General features: G+C 67.7%; 10 protein-coding genes and 1 pseudogene. 6 read left to right on the forward strand and 5 right to left on the reverse strand.

The window, feature by feature from the left end; translation table 11 throughout:
- Positions 1 to 126: 126 nt before the first annotated feature.
- From F8M74_RS28715 to F8M74_RS28730, 4 genes and pseudogenes are all read right to left on the reverse strand, one after another.
- Positions 127 to 551, reverse strand: a pseudogene (locus F8M74_RS28715) (transposase); the annotation flags it as partial.
- A gap of 49 nt (positions 552 to 600) precedes the next feature.
- Entirely contained in the window at positions 601 to 1,068 is a 468-nt protein-coding gene (locus tag F8M74_RS28720) for an NUDIX hydrolase (RefSeq protein ID WP_141256295.1), read from the reverse strand.
- Complete coding sequence (locus F8M74_RS28725; RefSeq protein WP_239005019.1) at positions 1,065 to 2,060, reverse strand: DUF2380 domain-containing protein; 996 nt, start codon at positions 2,058 to 2,060, stop codon at positions 1,065 to 1,067. Before F8M74_RS28725 ends, F8M74_RS28720 begins: the two co-directional genes overlap by 4 nt.
- Positions 2,061 to 2,580: 520 nt before the next feature.
- Entirely contained in the window at positions 2,581 to 3,933 is a 1,353-nt protein-coding gene (locus F8M74_RS28730) for a hypothetical protein (protein ID WP_163884604.1), read from the reverse strand.
- Between the two features lie 499 nt (positions 3,934 to 4,432).
- On the opposite strand from F8M74_RS28730, the gene F8M74_RS28735 reads away from it, so the two are divergent.
- The 3 genes from F8M74_RS28735 to F8M74_RS28745 all read left to right on the forward strand — a co-directional run bounded on the left by F8M74_RS28735 (position 4,433) and on the right by F8M74_RS28745 (position 7,197).
- Positions 4,433 to 4,783, forward strand: coding sequence for a calmodulin (locus F8M74_RS28735; RefSeq protein ID WP_141256238.1), 351 nt, complete (start codon positions 4,433 to 4,435; stop codon positions 4,781 to 4,783).
- A gap of 434 nt (positions 4,784 to 5,217) precedes the next feature.
- Positions 5,218 to 5,745: a DUF1993 family protein gene (locus tag F8M74_RS28740; RefSeq protein WP_141256239.1), complete on the forward strand. Its 528-nt coding sequence runs from the start codon at positions 5,218 to 5,220 to the stop codon at positions 5,743 to 5,745.
- 297 nt (positions 5,746 to 6,042) lie between these two features.
- On the forward strand, positions 6,043 to 7,197 hold the full coding sequence (locus tag F8M74_RS28745; RefSeq protein WP_141256240.1) for an ankyrin repeat domain-containing protein: 1,155 nt from the start codon (positions 6,043 to 6,045) through the stop codon (positions 7,195 to 7,197).
- A gap of 208 nt (positions 7,198 to 7,405) precedes the next feature.
- Here the strand turns inward: F8M74_RS28745 and F8M74_RS28750 are convergent, their stop codons facing one another.
- Positions 7,406 to 10,222 (reverse strand): carboxypeptidase regulatory-like domain-containing protein, encoded by a 2,817-nt coding sequence (locus F8M74_RS28750; RefSeq protein ID WP_228560338.1) that lies wholly within the window; start codon positions 10,220 to 10,222, stop codon positions 7,406 to 7,408.
- 179 nt (positions 10,223 to 10,401) lie between these two features.
- Here F8M74_RS28750 and F8M74_RS28755 point away from each other — a divergent pair, with 179 nt between their 5' ends.
- The 3 genes from F8M74_RS28755 (at position 10,402) to F8M74_RS28765 (ending at position 14,235) form a co-directional block, all read left to right on the forward strand.
- A complete protein-coding gene (locus F8M74_RS28755; protein ID WP_141256242.1) occupies positions 10,402 to 12,147 on the forward strand; it encodes a sigma 54-interacting transcriptional regulator in 1,746 nt (581 codons plus the stop codon).
- Positions 12,148 to 12,339: 192 nt separating this feature from the next.
- Entirely contained in the window at positions 12,340 to 13,095 is a 756-nt protein-coding gene (locus F8M74_RS28760) for a Dickkopf N-terminal cysteine-rich domain-containing protein (protein ID WP_020478912.1), read from the forward strand.
- Positions 13,096 to 13,959: 864 nt separating this feature from the next.
- Complete coding sequence (locus F8M74_RS28765) at positions 13,960 to 14,235, forward strand: hypothetical protein (protein WP_141256243.1); 276 nt, start codon at positions 13,960 to 13,962, stop codon at positions 14,233 to 14,235.
- Positions 14,236 to 14,277: the final 42 nt, after the last annotated feature.

A 14,277-nucleotide genomic window follows, 5' to 3' on the forward strand; every position in this document is an offset into this window, starting at 1 on the left:
CGGCGGCGTGCCGCCGACCCGCCCGATTCACTCCTCCAGCCCAGCCTCTAAATCCTCGCGGCGCGTGCCGGTCACGGCCATCGTCCGTCTGCAACCGCTCACGCCACGTCGCTGGCCGGACGGTTACGGACGCTTCACCCAGGCGTAGTAGCCACTGCGGGAGACGCCCAGGTGACGGCAGAGCGTGGCGACTGGAAAGACGGCCTTCTTCGCGTCGATGAAGGCGAATTTCACTTCATCTCCTTCGCGAAGAAGGCCGCCGCATTTTTTAGTATCTCCCGCTCCAGCCGCAGCTCGCGGTTCTCCTTGCGCAGCCGGGAGAGTTCCTCGCGCTCGTCCGTCGTCAGCGCCCCGGGCTTGCCCTCGCCCCGGTCCGTCTTCACCTGCTCCACCCACAGGCGCAGTGCCGACTCTGTCAGGTCCAAGCCCTTGGCCACCTGAGGGATGGACTTGCCCTCCTGCACCAGCTTCACCGCACCCGCCTTGAACTCCGCGGTGAACTCCCGGCGCGGCCTACGGGGCTTCTTCGGCTTCTCGTCAGTTGCGGACATCCCGTGCTCCTTCCATCACATCTCGGGTGTCCACGGAACTGGGCCAAGCTCATGCTTCGTCGTCTGGAAGAAGCGTCCGAAGCAGCTCGTCGTCAGGACCGAGCGGGCGCCAGCCAGCAGGGGGAGGGTTGGCGCGAAGTGCCGCCCTCGCCAATCTGCCCCGTTCCTGATGGGTTTCTGGAGTGTATGCGGACCAAGAACCGAGTGCTTTGGCCACCTTGAACACGTTTGCGTCATCCATCACGGCTGGCCACCCGTTGGGCAGGCTCTGAGACAAGAGGCGAACGAGAACATCACGGACGAAGCGCGTGACCCGATTGTGCTGCTCCGCCTCGTACAGCAGGCCACTCAACAACTGCACCGCAGCAACGTCGTTGCCCAGCTCATCGGCTAGGGCGAATAGCGGCACGGCAGGCCGCGCGTCGGCAAAGGCGGTCAGTGAGTCGTAGCCTCGCTCGCGGACCCGTTCGTACAGGCGAGCCTTAATGTTGCCCTGCCAAGCTGCTCCGTCGCTCATCGCCTTCTCCCTGTGACGAATTTCATCGGGATCCGGTAGTCCTTCATTCGATCTGCAACGATGTCCAGGACCGCATTCCGCGTCAACCTGCGTCCAGCTTCTACCTCGGCATCGCGCAGGGCCTTCATGATCATCCGGTTCCACGCACCTGGCCATGTGCGCCCCAGCTTCCAGCTCCCCCCACCGTGAATCGCCTCATGGTGAGCCCGCTCCAGCCGAACGCAGAACTGGTCGATGTCCATGTCGCCCTTGAAACCGCGCCGCTCGAACCACTCCCGGTGCTCTTGCGGCATGACGTGATGCTTCGGTGCGTCGGCCATGCCCGCACCGGCCTTGCCCGTCACCTTCATACTGCGCACTTCGGGACTATCCCCCAGCGCTTCACGCACGCCCTCGGGCAAGTCCTGGTTCGCCTGGGCCATCAGCACCTGCCCACCATGAATGCGGACTGCGGCGCTCACGGCGGGGAGGGAAATGACGCCCGCCTGAACCAGCCTTCGCATCATCTCCACCCACTCTGCCGAGACGACGAGCCGCGAGCCAGCCACGACTCCTCCCGAACTCATGACGAGCCCCACACCGAGCGTCGCTGGGGGTGGCCGGGGGAGTGACATGTTCAGCGTGGAAATCAGGGCGAGCAGTTCCATCACCTGCGCCGCAACCATGACCTTGCCGCCCACCTCCATGGCCGAGCGCGCATCCCGACGAATCGTGTCGAACTCGTGGGTCAACTCCCCCATCAGCGCGGGCATCGCGGTCGCGGCCGCCTCTATCCGCTCCGAGTCCTCCGATGCGAGGTCCGCCAGCGTCGGAGTCACCTTGCCTTGAACTCGATGCAAGTCCGCGAACAGCTTCTCGGAACCGCACATGGGACAGTCGCGGAGCAAGGCATCAGCAAGTTGAAGGAAGTCCACCCAGGTCGCCAGCAGCAGGGTTCCGAACATCGCGGCCTGGAGCCGGGGCCCCGTCATCTGGAGGATGCCCAGCTCCATTCCTGAATCCCCCACCTCCGACGCCACTCCCGCCAGCGCCGTGGCACTCCCCAGCGTTCCTCGGAGCCACGTCAGTTGCTTGGAGCCATGGTCGAGATAGCGCGTAAACACCCCGTCGAGTCCCCGGCCACCGAGAGAGAAAGGACGCGACGCAAGTTGAGAGCGCGCGGCTTCGATGCCCTCCAGGGAGCGCTTCACCTCATCAATGGCGTCGAGGGTTGCCTGACGCACCGCTACGGCGCTCTGCACTCCACCTCCGACAGCTACGGACGCAGTGCCAGGCACAGCCCCTGTTGCGTCGTGCCGTGGCCCCCGCTGGCGCGCTCGCCGTTGGTCCTCCTCGGGCCCCGAGATTGAGAACGGAGAAGCGTCCAAGGAACGCGGAGGCTCATCGTCTAGCGCGTCTTCCCACGCGGGAGACACGGCCACGCGCGGCGCATAGCTCAACGTTCCGCCAAGCCCGGAGGCATGCTCCACCGAAGCGGCCCCCGTGGCCAGCACCGCCACCACCAGCAGGGCGTTAGCGCGCATTGTCCACCCCCAGGCCCACCGAGGCGAATGCCCCCGGTCGCAGCGTCCCTTCCGCCGTGGGGAAGAGCAATGTGCCGCCTGTCCCCATCGCGTAGAGCTTCCCGCCCAGGAATCTCCAGCGCACCTCCGCCGCCCCCAGGTAGCGCGCTCCGGGCTGCCCCATACCCACGCCCAGGCCCTTCAACGCCACTTCCAAGCTGCGCTCGAAGAGCTGCACCGCCACGCGCCCGTCGACGTCGAAGCGCCCCCAGGAGAACGCCTCCGCTCCCAGCGACAGCTTCAGGTGTTTGTAGAGGCCCCCGTAGCTGACGGCGTCCCAGCCCACTTCTGCCTCACCGAAAGCCGAGTAGCCGTCCGGGAAGCCAGCATCCGCGAGAGGCACGCCATCCGGGCCCGCCGCTTGGAAGCGCGCCAGTTCGTAGTCCGCTCCGAAGAAACCTTGCCGGAAGCCGCCTTGCTGGCGCCTCGCCTCCAGCCGCAACCGCAAGTTGAGTGTCTCGGTCCCCGCGTCCAACCCAGCGCCCGCCACGGCCCCCCATGCGCCGCCCTCGCCAGGACGCCCGCCCCAGCCCGCAACCAGGTGGACCTCGTAGTCAGGTCGCACCACCACAACCGCCGTTGCATCCGCATGGGCCAGCGTCACCGAGGGCGCGCGTCCACCCGCTCGCCCCCAGTCATGAACGGCTGACAACGCCAGGGTGTAGCGACTGTGCTCCTTGGCCTTGCCGAAGAAGACGTGCTCCATGTCCAGGGAGAACTCCGCCCCCATCAGCCGTGCGCCCAACACGTCCGAGACGAACGCTTCCGTGTAGAGGGGCCCCAGCGTGCCGGTGAGGAAGCCTCCTGCCGGGTGGTAGTCCGGATTCGCGCGGTTGGAGTAGCGGCGGACCAAATGCCCGGAGAGCAGGCTGTAGCTGTCCAGGCCACCGAACCACACTCCCAGCGGCGCGTTGTCCGAGCCGAACTTGAGGCCACGGACGAGTTGCCCCCAGTCCGAGAGGGAGTCCCAGTCCTCCCGCCGCACAAGGCCCGCACCCTCGCCACCACCCCACAGGCGAAAGCGCACGGGGGCGCCCACGTTGATACCGAATTCGGGGCCACCATCGATGATGAGGGTGGGCTCCACCTGGATGAAGCCGTCATCACCACCAGCGCATGCGCGAGGGAGCAACGCAAACGTCGTCGCCTCCAGGCGCGTCAGGTAGTACCACCTGCGCGCGGGCGAGGCCGGTGGAGTGGACGGCGCCTCTTCCTCGGGCAAGGGAGGCCCCGAGGCCCACCCCGGCCAGGGGAGCAAGACAAGCAGCAACAGCGCGGACAGACACCTTCGCTTCCTGTGCATACACGCCTCCTGTGCGTGCCCCGAAATGAGGCACGAGAAACACACGTCTCCCGGTCGGCCTGGCGGCTGGCGCCGTGCCGGTGGTGAATCAGTCAGGGAGAGAGGGATTGAGGGCCGCCGTTAAACGGTCGGCCGCCTCGTCAACGCACGCCGTGGACCTGCCCAGTTCAGGCGAAAGTCCATTGGCGAGCGGGAAAGCGCAGGCAGGGCGCAGCCGGAAGTCGAAACCGTTGCGCAGCACGCCGCGGAAAGCAGTGGAAAGCCCCCCACACACAACCACTCTCTCGCTCAATCGCGTCAAGGCGCGAGAACCATGGGAAGTCAAACGCAAACACTCACAGAGCACCTGGCGCCGCGGGTGGGTCATCACCGACGACACCCATGTATACCCATCAGCCACACCCAGAACACCCATCGAAAGTTCTTCACACACAAGCAACGGACTTGTACTCACATTCACAATCGATTACCCATGAAACCTCACTTCCAGGAGGTCACCATGGCCAACCCAATCCGCTTCGCATTTATGCAGCCAAGCTCACCGGGCGTCGAGTTCATCATCGAGTTGACGGACGAGAAGACGATTGCACATGCACGGAAGATTCTCTCTGGCGAGGAGCGGAACGAAGTCCACGTCCACGGACGAATCATCAAGCGGGCCGCGGCCTACAACCCGAAGTTCTCCTTCCACCTGGACCCGAGCACCATCCGCTTCTTCGCGATGGCCATCGAGGTCTGCGACGCGAACATGGTGTACGTGGAGGACCACCTGGATGAGGCGGGCGGTGCATTCCTCCCGGGCGGACACTGGTGCCCGTGGGACTCCAAGCTGACGCGTGAGGTGACTTGAGGTAAGAAGGTGGCCGGGCAGCTGTGGTGAGTACGCAGTTCACAGCGTCGAGACGTCCCAGACCGACCGCGCCGATTCCGCAGCCGCCCACCGTCAATTCGCCAGCCTCGCAGCGGCGAACCTGGCCCCGTCGCATCATCCCCCGAGCACGGCATCAGCAACGCCGCAGGACTCTCGCAACGCGTGGTCCGAAGAACGGGGGCGGAACAGCGTCACTCGCCGGGATTGCCCGGCGTTGGGTATACCTTCCTGCGTCGAGGACGATTCGCGAAGGCAATCCCACCCTCCTTCGGGACGACCGCCAAGCTCACGTCGCCATGACGTGTCGCCATCCACCTCCGCGCGCGTTGTCCAACAAGTACAGGGGCCTGACAGAGCGCCTGGCAGTGCGCATCAAGCCTGCTAGGGTTGAGTCATTCAAGGAGGTGGCACCGATGTCGATCTACGAAATGACCGTTCCCTGCTTCGCGCAGATGCTGCGCGCGTTGCAAGGCTTCCTGAAGAAGGGGGAGGCGCATGCTCGCGAGCTGGGCTGCGACTCGAAGAACCTGCTCCAGTCGAGACTGGCACCTGACATGCACAACCTGGCCAGCCAGGTGCAGTTCGCCTGTACCCAGGCGCAGGAAGCAGTGCTGCGGCTTGGCCAGCATCCGCTGTCGGCGCTAGACGCGCCGGATGACATGGAACAAGCGAACGCCTTGATTGAGCGAACGCTACAACTGCTGTCGAACGCTGACAGGGCGCGGATAGAGGAAGGCGCACAGCGCCAACTGTCCATCGAGTTGCCCAATGGCATGGCCTTCGACATGACCGGCAGCGAATACGCGCGGAACTGGGTGACACCACAGTTCTACTTTCACCTGGTCACGGCCTACAGCATTCTGCGGCACAATGGTGTGCAGCTTGGCAAGGCCGACTACGTCCCGCACATGTTCGCCTACCTGCGCCAGCCAGCGACCTGAGTCGATGGCGTCGGCGTTCAATGACTGAAGAGGACTTGGAGTCCACCGTCATGCGCCCTGGTCCCGGCGTGGTCATTGGCTGTCCGCGCTGAGGCGCCCAGCTCGACGCGCATCGTCACCCGGCCCTATGTGCCCATGCCCCCCAGGGTACGTCCTGGGTCATGACACGGATGCCCCGACGTTCATCGACGCTGGCCGTACGACGGGCAAAGCATGGCGCGCACACGGACGCTTGAGGAGGTAGGCTTCGATGCTGCGGCGTCCAGCCCAACACCACGACTCCATCTGGTAGCGCTCATGAAGCTCGACAAGCCCGATAACCTGTTCGCTGCCATCGAGCAGTGCGATGTCTTCGCGGTAGAGGACCTGCTGACAAAAGGGGCCGACCCCGATGAAGTCGACCTCCACGGCTACCAGACCACGCCGTTGGCGTATGCCTGCAGTCACGGTGACGAGGCTGCCGTGCGCGCGCTGCTGGACGCGAAGGCCGCCCCGAATGCAGCGGCCTTCCAGCCGCCGCTGGTCGCGGCCACTGAGCATGGCTTTGCCGCTCTCGTGAGCTTGCTCGTGAAGGCCGGCGCGGATGTGAACGCGGGGGACGAAACCGGTGCCAGCGCGCTGTGGATGGCCGCCGCGAATGGCTTTGCCGACATCGCACGATGCCTGGTGGAAGCCGGCGCGGATCGCGAGCAGGCGGACAACGACGGCAAGTTGCCCTCCATCGTGGCGTTGGAGAATGGCCATGTCCCGCTGTCGAACTACCTGAGCGATCCGGCGAGCTACCCGGCCACGCATTCCTTCTGGCGCGGCAGCAAGAAGCGTGCGCGGCAGGCGGCGGAGGCACGGCGCGCACAGGTTGTCGAAAGGGCCACGGGCAAGGACATCCGTGCCGCTGCCGAACCCGAATGGACGTTCTCCGGCGGCATTGCACGCAGCCAGTGGGCGACCCAGGACTTCCCTTCGGTGGCCGCCGCCGGCAATCTCGAACTGGTGGAGCGGATGCTGGACGCCGGCCTCGACCCCGATTGGACCCAGTTCAAGGGCAACCCGACGGCGCTGATGCTGGCCGCGCGCAGTGGCGAACTGGGTGCGGTGGACCTCCTGCTCGCACGCAGAGCCAAGGTGAACCACCGGACGGACAAGGGACTCACCGCGCTGCACATGGCGCTGTTCAAACCGTCGGCACGCGTGCACGGCCCCATCATTCGCAGCCTCTTGGCCGCGGGTGCCGATCCCAACGTGCCCGACGATGAAGGACAACGACCGCTGCAACGCGCGCTGGCGCATGCGATGCCGGCGCTCGTGCAGGTATTGCTCGAAGCCGGTGCCGACCCGTTCATTCGCGACCGCGCCGGCCGCATGCCCGCCGACTGGGCGCCAACCGATGGCAAGCACGCCGATGCCATTCGCAAGTTGCTGGAGACGGCGCGCAAGGGACGGTCGGACGACTGAACGACCGCACCACTCCCCTATCCCACGGTGGAGTCAGGGGAGTTGCCGGATGGGCCGTCTGAAGCATGCAGCGAAGGTTGCTCACCGCGCCAGCCTGGCGGAACTCACGCAGCCTCGACGCGCGCGCCAACGGGACGCGCGTCACCCTGGCCAACGTCCTTCAACCAGCACCATGGGCGACGTCTGTCGTCGCCCATGGTGTGCGGGGCTAGCGAGCCGGGACGCGCAGGACCAGGTCGTGCGGCGGCAGGTAGAGCTGCTCGGCAGGCATTGCCCGTCCTTCGTTGTCCTGCCCCCACGTCACCACGGTGCCATCGGCGAGGAAGGCCTGGCTGGCGTTGCTCGTGACGGCAATGCCTACCACGTCCCGCACGTCGGAGGACGGGGCGATGGCGCTTTCGCCCCAGGCCACGACGGTGCCATCCGCCTTCAACGCCAGGACGAAGGAATCACCTCCCGCGATGGCCACGACCTCCGTGAGGTCGGCCGGGACGCTCAGGTCCGAGGGAAGGTCACCGCCCCACGCCACCACGGTGCCATCCGCCTGGAGGGCGAAGGCAGTCCTTCGCGACGTGGCCACGCTCACCACGTCGGTGAGCCCCGCCGGAATCGGGTGGATGTCGGCCAGGGAGGGCTCACCCCAGACGGAGACGTGATTGGAAGCAAGGACGCCCACGCCCCAATGCTCCCCATAGGCGACGGTCTTCTGGGGCACCACCCACACGGAGGTGGTGGTGTGTCGCCGCCAGGGCACCCCGGGCGTCACGACGATGTCGTGCTCGCCCGGAGCGACGTGGTGCGCCACCCGCGCCACCACCTCCGTGTCGGACCAGGAGATGAAGTCGGTGACGGCTTCTCCTCCCACCGTGACGGTGAAGGGGCCGCGCTCGGCGCCGAAGCCGGAGCCCGTCAAGGTCAGGTGTCCCCCCTGGACCGCCAGCTTGGGCGCGGAGACCTCGAGCGCGCCCAGCCGCGACAGGGCCAGGCTGACCGGCTGGGGCTCGCCTTCGCGCACGTCCAGCGCGGCCTCCGCCTTCGCGTAGTTCGCCTTGCTGGCCGCCAGGGTGTGGCGCCCCTGGGGCACGTCCTCGAGGACGAAGTGCCCCTGGGCATCCGTCGTCGCGGTGGCGCCATGGCCGGAGAGCGACACGGTGACACCCTCGTGGTGGCTTTCGCCTTCGAGCTGGATGGTGCCCATCACCACACCGGGCCTGCGCCGCAGCGTGATGTTGACCACCGTGGTCTCCTGATTCCGCACCACCACGCTCCGCTCTTGAATCTCATAACCCGTCCAATAGGCGGACAGCGTGTACGTCCCCACGATGAGGCCACTGAAGGAGAAGCGGCCCTGGGCGTCCGTCAACACGGAGGCGTTGCTCTCCACCAGCGCCACCGAGATGCCCGAGGTGGTATTGGCGTCCTCCAGCAGGACCACGCCCGAGATGTTCCCGCGAGCGCGGGACAGCGTCAGGCTGACCTGGGCCTGCTCGCCGGCGCGAACCTCCACGGTACGTTGGCCCGTGGCGAAGCCGTCCTTCTGGGCCTCCAAGGTGTAGGAGCCCGTGGGGACGCCCGTGAGGGAGAACTGGCCCCCGGTGTTCGTACGCGTACTGAAGGCCGTCCCCGCCAGGGTGATGTTGACGTCCACCGGCGCGCTCCCGCCCTCGAGTTGGATGACACCAGCCACGTTGCCCCGCTCGCGCGTCAGCGAGAGCGAGACGGTGGCCGCTTGGTTCTCCTGCACCTGGACGGACTCGCGCGCCACAGCGTAGCCGCTCAACCGCGCTTCCACCGTGTACGTGCCCGCGGCCACGCTGCTGAAGGCGAAGCGGCCCTGGCCGTTCGTGGTCGTGGTGGCCCCCGTCTCCGCCAGCGTGACGGTGATGCCGCCGTGGCTGCTCGCGCCCTCGAGCAGGGCCGTGCCCTCCACGCGGCCCTGGGCCCGTACCAGTGTGAAGGCGACCGTGGCCGCAGCGCCCGTGCGCACCGTGACGGATTGCTGCACCACCGCGTAGCCCTCCTTCTGGGCGGTCAGGGTGTAGGTGCCCAGCGGAAGCCCGGTGAAGGTGAACTGGCCTTGCGCGTTCGTCGTCGTGTTGGCGCCCGTCTGCGTCACGGTGATGGTGACGCCCGAGGGGGTGGCTCCGTCCGACAGCTGGACGGTGCCGGCCACGTCCCCGCGTACGAGCAACAACGTCAGGTTGACCTGGCTCGGCTGGTTCGCGCGGACCTCCACGGCCTGCTGCGTGTCCACGTAGTTCTCCCGCCGCACTCGCAGGGTGTACGTGCCCGTCATCACGTTCTGGATGTTGAACTGTCCCTCGGCATTCGTGGTCGCGGTGAGGGACGCTTCCACCAGGGTGACGACGGCGCCGGCGTGGTTGCTCGAGCCTTCAAGCTGGATGACGCCGGTCACGCTGCTCCGCTCGCGAGCCAGGGAGAGGTTGACCAGGGTTGAGCCCGTGCCCCGCACGTCCACCGTCTGCTGCGTCGCCACGTAGTTCGTCTTCTGGAGCGCCACCGTGTAGGTGCCCTGGGCCAGGTCGGAGAAGGTGAAGAGCCCCGTCGCGTCCGTGGTCGTGTTGGCGCCCGTCTCCACCAGGGTGACGGTGACGCCCGAGGAATCCAGGACGCCCTCCACCTTGACATTGCCGAGGATTGAACCCCGTCCACGCACGAGGTCGAGCCTCACGGAGGCCGTTGCTCCCGCGGCGACCGTGACGGACTGTCGGGCCTCCGAGTAGCCGGACATTCTCGCCACCACGATGTGCGTGCCCGAGGCGACGTTCTCCAAGACGAAGCGGCCGTCAGTGGCCGTGGTGGCGCGCAGCGAAGCGCCTTCCACGGAGACGCTGATGCCCGAGTGGGACGAGGCCCCCTCCAGGATGGCCTGGCCTTCGATGCGCCCGTGCTGCGTCCCCGAATCGGGCTGAGTCCCCGCGTCGGAGGGGGTCGTGGAGGTCGAGGAACAGGCGGAGAGGGCCAGCAGGAGGGCCCAGAGCCAGGAAGGACGAATGAGGCGCATGGGGTGTGCCACTCGGAGGAACCGGGAATGGGAAGGACTGCCAGGGAACGGCGAAGCTCCTGACGGTACATGGATTCTACGATTCCGTGGAATGGAGTGGCCGCTGCAGGCTCCTTCCGGGCCCCGCATGCGCACGCCTCCCGCATTCCTGATATGCGACTGCGTCATCCGCTCCCGCCATGCCCCAGCTTCTGGTCCTCCCCGACGGCCGCCGTCTCTCTTTGGACAAGCCCGTCGTCTCCGTGGGCTCCGACGCCACCTGTGACGCCGTGCTCCTTGCGCCCGGCGTGAAGCCGAGCCACGCGCTGCTGTTCCGCGATGCGCGAGGCTGGAGCGTGTCCCCGGCGGGCAAGGGCTGTGACATCAAGGTGCGAGGGCGGCGCGTGGACCTGGCGCCCCTTGAGCCCGGGGACCGCTTCCGCGTGGGCACGGTGGAGCTGGAGCTCATCGAAGCGGTGGAGTCCGTCGCGGGTGATGCGGCGGAGGTGGCCCCCCGGCGCCAAGACGGCCGGCTGGTGGCGGTGCTCGCGGAGCTGTCCTCGCGGCTGCTGGTGCAGCGCCCCTCCCTGGAGCTGCTGGAGGTGGCGATGCGGGGGCTCGCCGACGTGGTGGGCGCGGACGTGGGCTTCCTCGTCGCCGCGGACTCTCGGGAGGGACCTCGGCGCGTGCTGTGTTCCACGGGCGCCAGACCCGACGCGGCGGTGGTGGACAGCCTCGTGGACCGGGTGCTGACCTCGGGTGCTCCGGTGCGGGTGGCCGATGTAGAGGCAGACGCGGCGCTGGCCCGGGCGCCCAGCATGGAAGCACTGCGGCTGGGCTCCGCGCTGGTGGTGCCGCTGCGCGTGGAGCCGGTGCCGCTGTCCGTGGTGTACCTGGGACGGAGGTTGGGCGCTCCGGCCTTCTCGGCGATGGAGCTGGAGGAGGCCATGGCGCTCTCCGCGCTGACGGCGCTGCTCCTGTCGACCCGGCGCGAATTGACGGAGCTGCGCGCGCAGGTGGAGGGCCTCACCCGCCGCATCGAAGCCGCGACGTTCGAGGGGCTCATCGGCGAATCCCCTTCGATGCGCGCCCTGTACCGGCAGGTGGAGCGACTGGGCCCCACGCCACTCAACGTCCTCGTCACAGGCGAGACAGGGACGGGCAAGGAGCTGGTGGCGCGGGCGCTCCACCGGCGCAGTGGCCGGCGCGGCCGGCTGGTGGCCATCAACTGCGCCGCGCTGCCGGAGAGCCTCATCGAGCGCGAGCTGTTCGGCCATGCGCGTGGCGCCTTCACCGGCGCGGGCACGGAGCGGGCGGGACTGGTGGAAGCGGCCGACGGTGGCACCCTCTTCCTGGATGAGATTGGGGACATGCCGCTGTCGCTCCAGACGCGTTTGCTGCGCGTGGTGCAGGAGCGCGAGGTCACCCGCCTGGGCGAACACCAGCCGCGCAAGGTGGACGTGCGCGTGGTGTCCGCGACACATGTGGCCCTGGAGGAAGCGGTGCGGCGAGGCACCTTCCGCGCGGACCTGCGCTTCCGGCTGGAAGAGGTGCGTGTGGACGTGCCGCCGCTGAGAGAGCGGGGTGAGGACGTGCTGCTCATCGCCCACCATGTGCTGACGCAAGAGGCGCGCAAGGCGCGAGGCTTCACGCAGAAGGCCTCGGAGGCGCTGCGGGGGCACCCCTTCCCCGGCAACGTGCGAGAGCTGGTGTCGCGCGTGCGCCGCGCCGCGGTGTTGGCGACGGACGAGTTGTTGCGCCCCGAGGACCTGGAGTTGGGCGGCGACGCAGCGCCCATGATTCCCCTGGAGGAGGCGCGGGAGGCGTTCGTCCAGCGCTACGTGCGGGAGGCCATTGCCCACTGCGGCGGCAGCAAGAAGGACGCGGCGGCGGCGCTGGGCATCGGTCTTCGCTCGCTGTTTCGCTACCTCGGCGAGGGGGACTGACAGGCCGCCTCCTCTGGAGGGCTTGTCCGCGTGCCAGTCCTGGCACGTTTCCCCCAGCGTCGGGTGCTCGGAGGGCCAGGGGCGTCATGCAACCCCGTGGAATCGGGGCGATTCGATGTCTCGCGAGGCCTGGGCACGCACCTTGCTCTGGTGTTGCCCATCGCACGAAGGCGGAGAACCGCCACGGTGCAGATGAACCTGACGGAGACGACGATGAAGCATGTGGTGATGGGATTGTTCCTGGCGCTGACGGTCATGGGCTGCGGCAGCACGAAGGACGATGACGGCGAGGGGCCCGACGGCAACCCCAATGAGCAGAGCGCGGGGCTGTGCAGCGCGAGCAAGGCATGTCCCTCCGGGCAGTTCTGCTTCAACGGCCTGTGTGCCATCGGCTGTCAGTCGAACGGGGACTGCGCGGCGGACCAGTACTGCGACCTCGAGGACACGGGCATGGCCGTCTCCTTTTGCAAGAACAAGAAGGTGCCGACCTGCAGCTCCAACAGCCAGTGCCTGAGCAACCAGGTCTGCATCGAGGGCCTGTGCAGCCTGGCGCCTCCGGCCAACCCGCCCTCGTGCAACCCGAACACCAGCGACTTCAAGGACGGCTGCGACACCTATGCGGTGTGTCTGGACGCAGCGGACCAGGGCTCGCAGCAGCCGTACTGCGCCAGCTTCGCGCCCTGCCCCGAGGACGGCGTGTGCCCCACGGGCCTGGGCGGCGCGGTGTGCAACGACGGATACCTGCCCAACAAGGGCCGCTTCTGCATGCAGGGGCTCTGCAGTGACAACTCGAACTGCCCCTCGGCGTGGAGCTGCGTGAAGCCCTTCTCCGGCGCGGTCCTCGGGTTCTGCAGCCCGGGTGCCTTCGGCTTCCCGTGCGCGGAGAACAGCCACTGCAAGAGCGGCCAGTGCTTCAGCGCGCCGGGCGTCATGGGTACCTGCATGTAGCTGGCGAAGACGGCCCCGTGTTCCCCAGTCGGGGAGCACGGGGCCTCTGGCGTTGTTGGGGGGTGCTCTTCGAGCCTCCCTCCGCCTAGAGTTGCCCGGGCCTTGGTGATGCGCCGACTCCTCCTGCTCTCGTTGTTGCCCGCGCTGGTGCTGCTCGTCGCGCCGGGCTGTCCGCTCGACATCCGAATCCGCTGTGACGAGCCCGACAGCTGTCCCCAAGGGCAGGTCTGCGTGCGAGGTGACTGCGAGCCCGTGGACACGGTGCGGATTGGGGATGCCTGCGGCGAGCATGCGGACTGCGGGCCGGGGCGCACCTGTGGCACGGGCTTTCCGGGCGGGTATTGCCTGCTGGCGTGCTCCGACGCGGCGCCCTGCCCGGCAGGAAGCGTGTGCGCGCCGGGGATGGGGCAGTGCCTGCGGACCTGTGGCGAGGCATGTGCTCGGCCAGGATACGGCTGTGGGCCCGTGCCCGACGCGTCCGGCCCCCTGAGTGCATGTGTGCCGGTGACAACGCCGACGGATGGGGGCTGCACGGGCTCGGGATGCGAGGAACCGGATGCCGGCTGTACGGGCTCGGGATGCGAGGTGCCGGATGCCGGCTGTACGGGCTCGGGATGCGGGACGCCGGACGCCGGATGCGCGAGCACGGTGGAGGTGGGAGGAGCGTGCACGCGGCCGTGCGAGTGCGCGGATGCAGCGGCGGCCTGTGTCGGCGGGACGTGTACGCTGACGTGCTCGACGGACTTCACGTGTCGCGACGGGCGACGGTGCTCCAATGCGAGCTGTGTCGCGGGGGCTCGGATTGGAGAGGCGTGCAGGGACACATTCGAGTGCTCCGACTTCGCCAGTTGCCCCAGGGAGCGAATGCGGTGCGAGGAGAAGTGCAACCCGGGGAGCAACCTCTGCGAGGCGGGCTACCAATGCGCTCCGGACGGGCTGTGCGTGCGGGAGTGCTCGGGTACCCCGGTCTCGGTGGGAGAGGACTGCGAGAACTCGCTGGACTGCGCGCCCTGTAGCGTGTGCCTGTCGTCGGGGACGGAGCTGCGGTGCCGGCAGCCCTGCCGGCTGGACCGGGACTGCCCCGGGGGTGCGACGGGCGCCTGCGAGCAGGTGGGGGACACGAAGGCCTGTCGGCTGTAGCTGTAATTTGCCCGGTTGCTCGCGGGAGCGCGCTCCCGGAGA

The sequence above is a fragment of the Myxococcus sp. CA023 genome, assembly GCF_010998615.1.
Taxonomy (GTDB): Bacteria; Myxococcota; Myxococcia; order Myxococcales; family Myxococcaceae; genus Myxococcus.

Excerpts from the sequence above, each read along its gene's own strand:
- F8M74_RS28720 (WP_141256295.1), bottom strand. The coding sequence starts at position 1,068 with ATGAGCGACGGAGCAGCTTGGCAGGGCAACATTAAGGCTCGCCTGTAC.
- F8M74_RS28725 (WP_239005019.1), bottom strand. The coding sequence starts at position 2,060 with ATGGAGCTGGGCATCCTCCAGATGACGGGGCCCCGGCTCCAGGCCGCG.
- F8M74_RS28730 (WP_163884604.1), bottom strand. The coding sequence starts at position 3,933 with ATGCACAGGAAGCGAAGGTGTCTGTCCGCGCTGTTGCTGCTTGTCTTG.
- F8M74_RS28735 (WP_141256238.1), top strand. The coding sequence starts at position 4,433 with ATGGCCAACCCAATCCGCTTCGCATTTATGCAGCCAAGCTCACCGGGC.
- F8M74_RS28740 (WP_141256239.1), top strand. The coding sequence starts at position 5,218 with ATGTCGATCTACGAAATGACCGTTCCCTGCTTCGCGCAGATGCTGCGC.
- F8M74_RS28745 (WP_141256240.1), top strand. The coding sequence starts at position 6,043 with ATGAAGCTCGACAAGCCCGATAACCTGTTCGCTGCCATCGAGCAGTGC.
- F8M74_RS28750 (WP_228560338.1), bottom strand. The coding sequence starts at position 10,222 with ATGCGCCTCATTCGTCCTTCCTGGCTCTGGGCCCTCCTGCTGGCCCTC.
- F8M74_RS28755 (WP_141256242.1), top strand. The coding sequence starts at position 10,402 with ATGCCCCAGCTTCTGGTCCTCCCCGACGGCCGCCGTCTCTCTTTGGAC.
- F8M74_RS28760 (WP_020478912.1), top strand. The coding sequence starts at position 12,340 with ATGAACCTGACGGAGACGACGATGAAGCATGTGGTGATGGGATTGTTC.
- F8M74_RS28765 (WP_141256243.1), top strand. The coding sequence starts at position 13,960 with ATGCGGTGCGAGGAGAAGTGCAACCCGGGGAGCAACCTCTGCGAGGCG.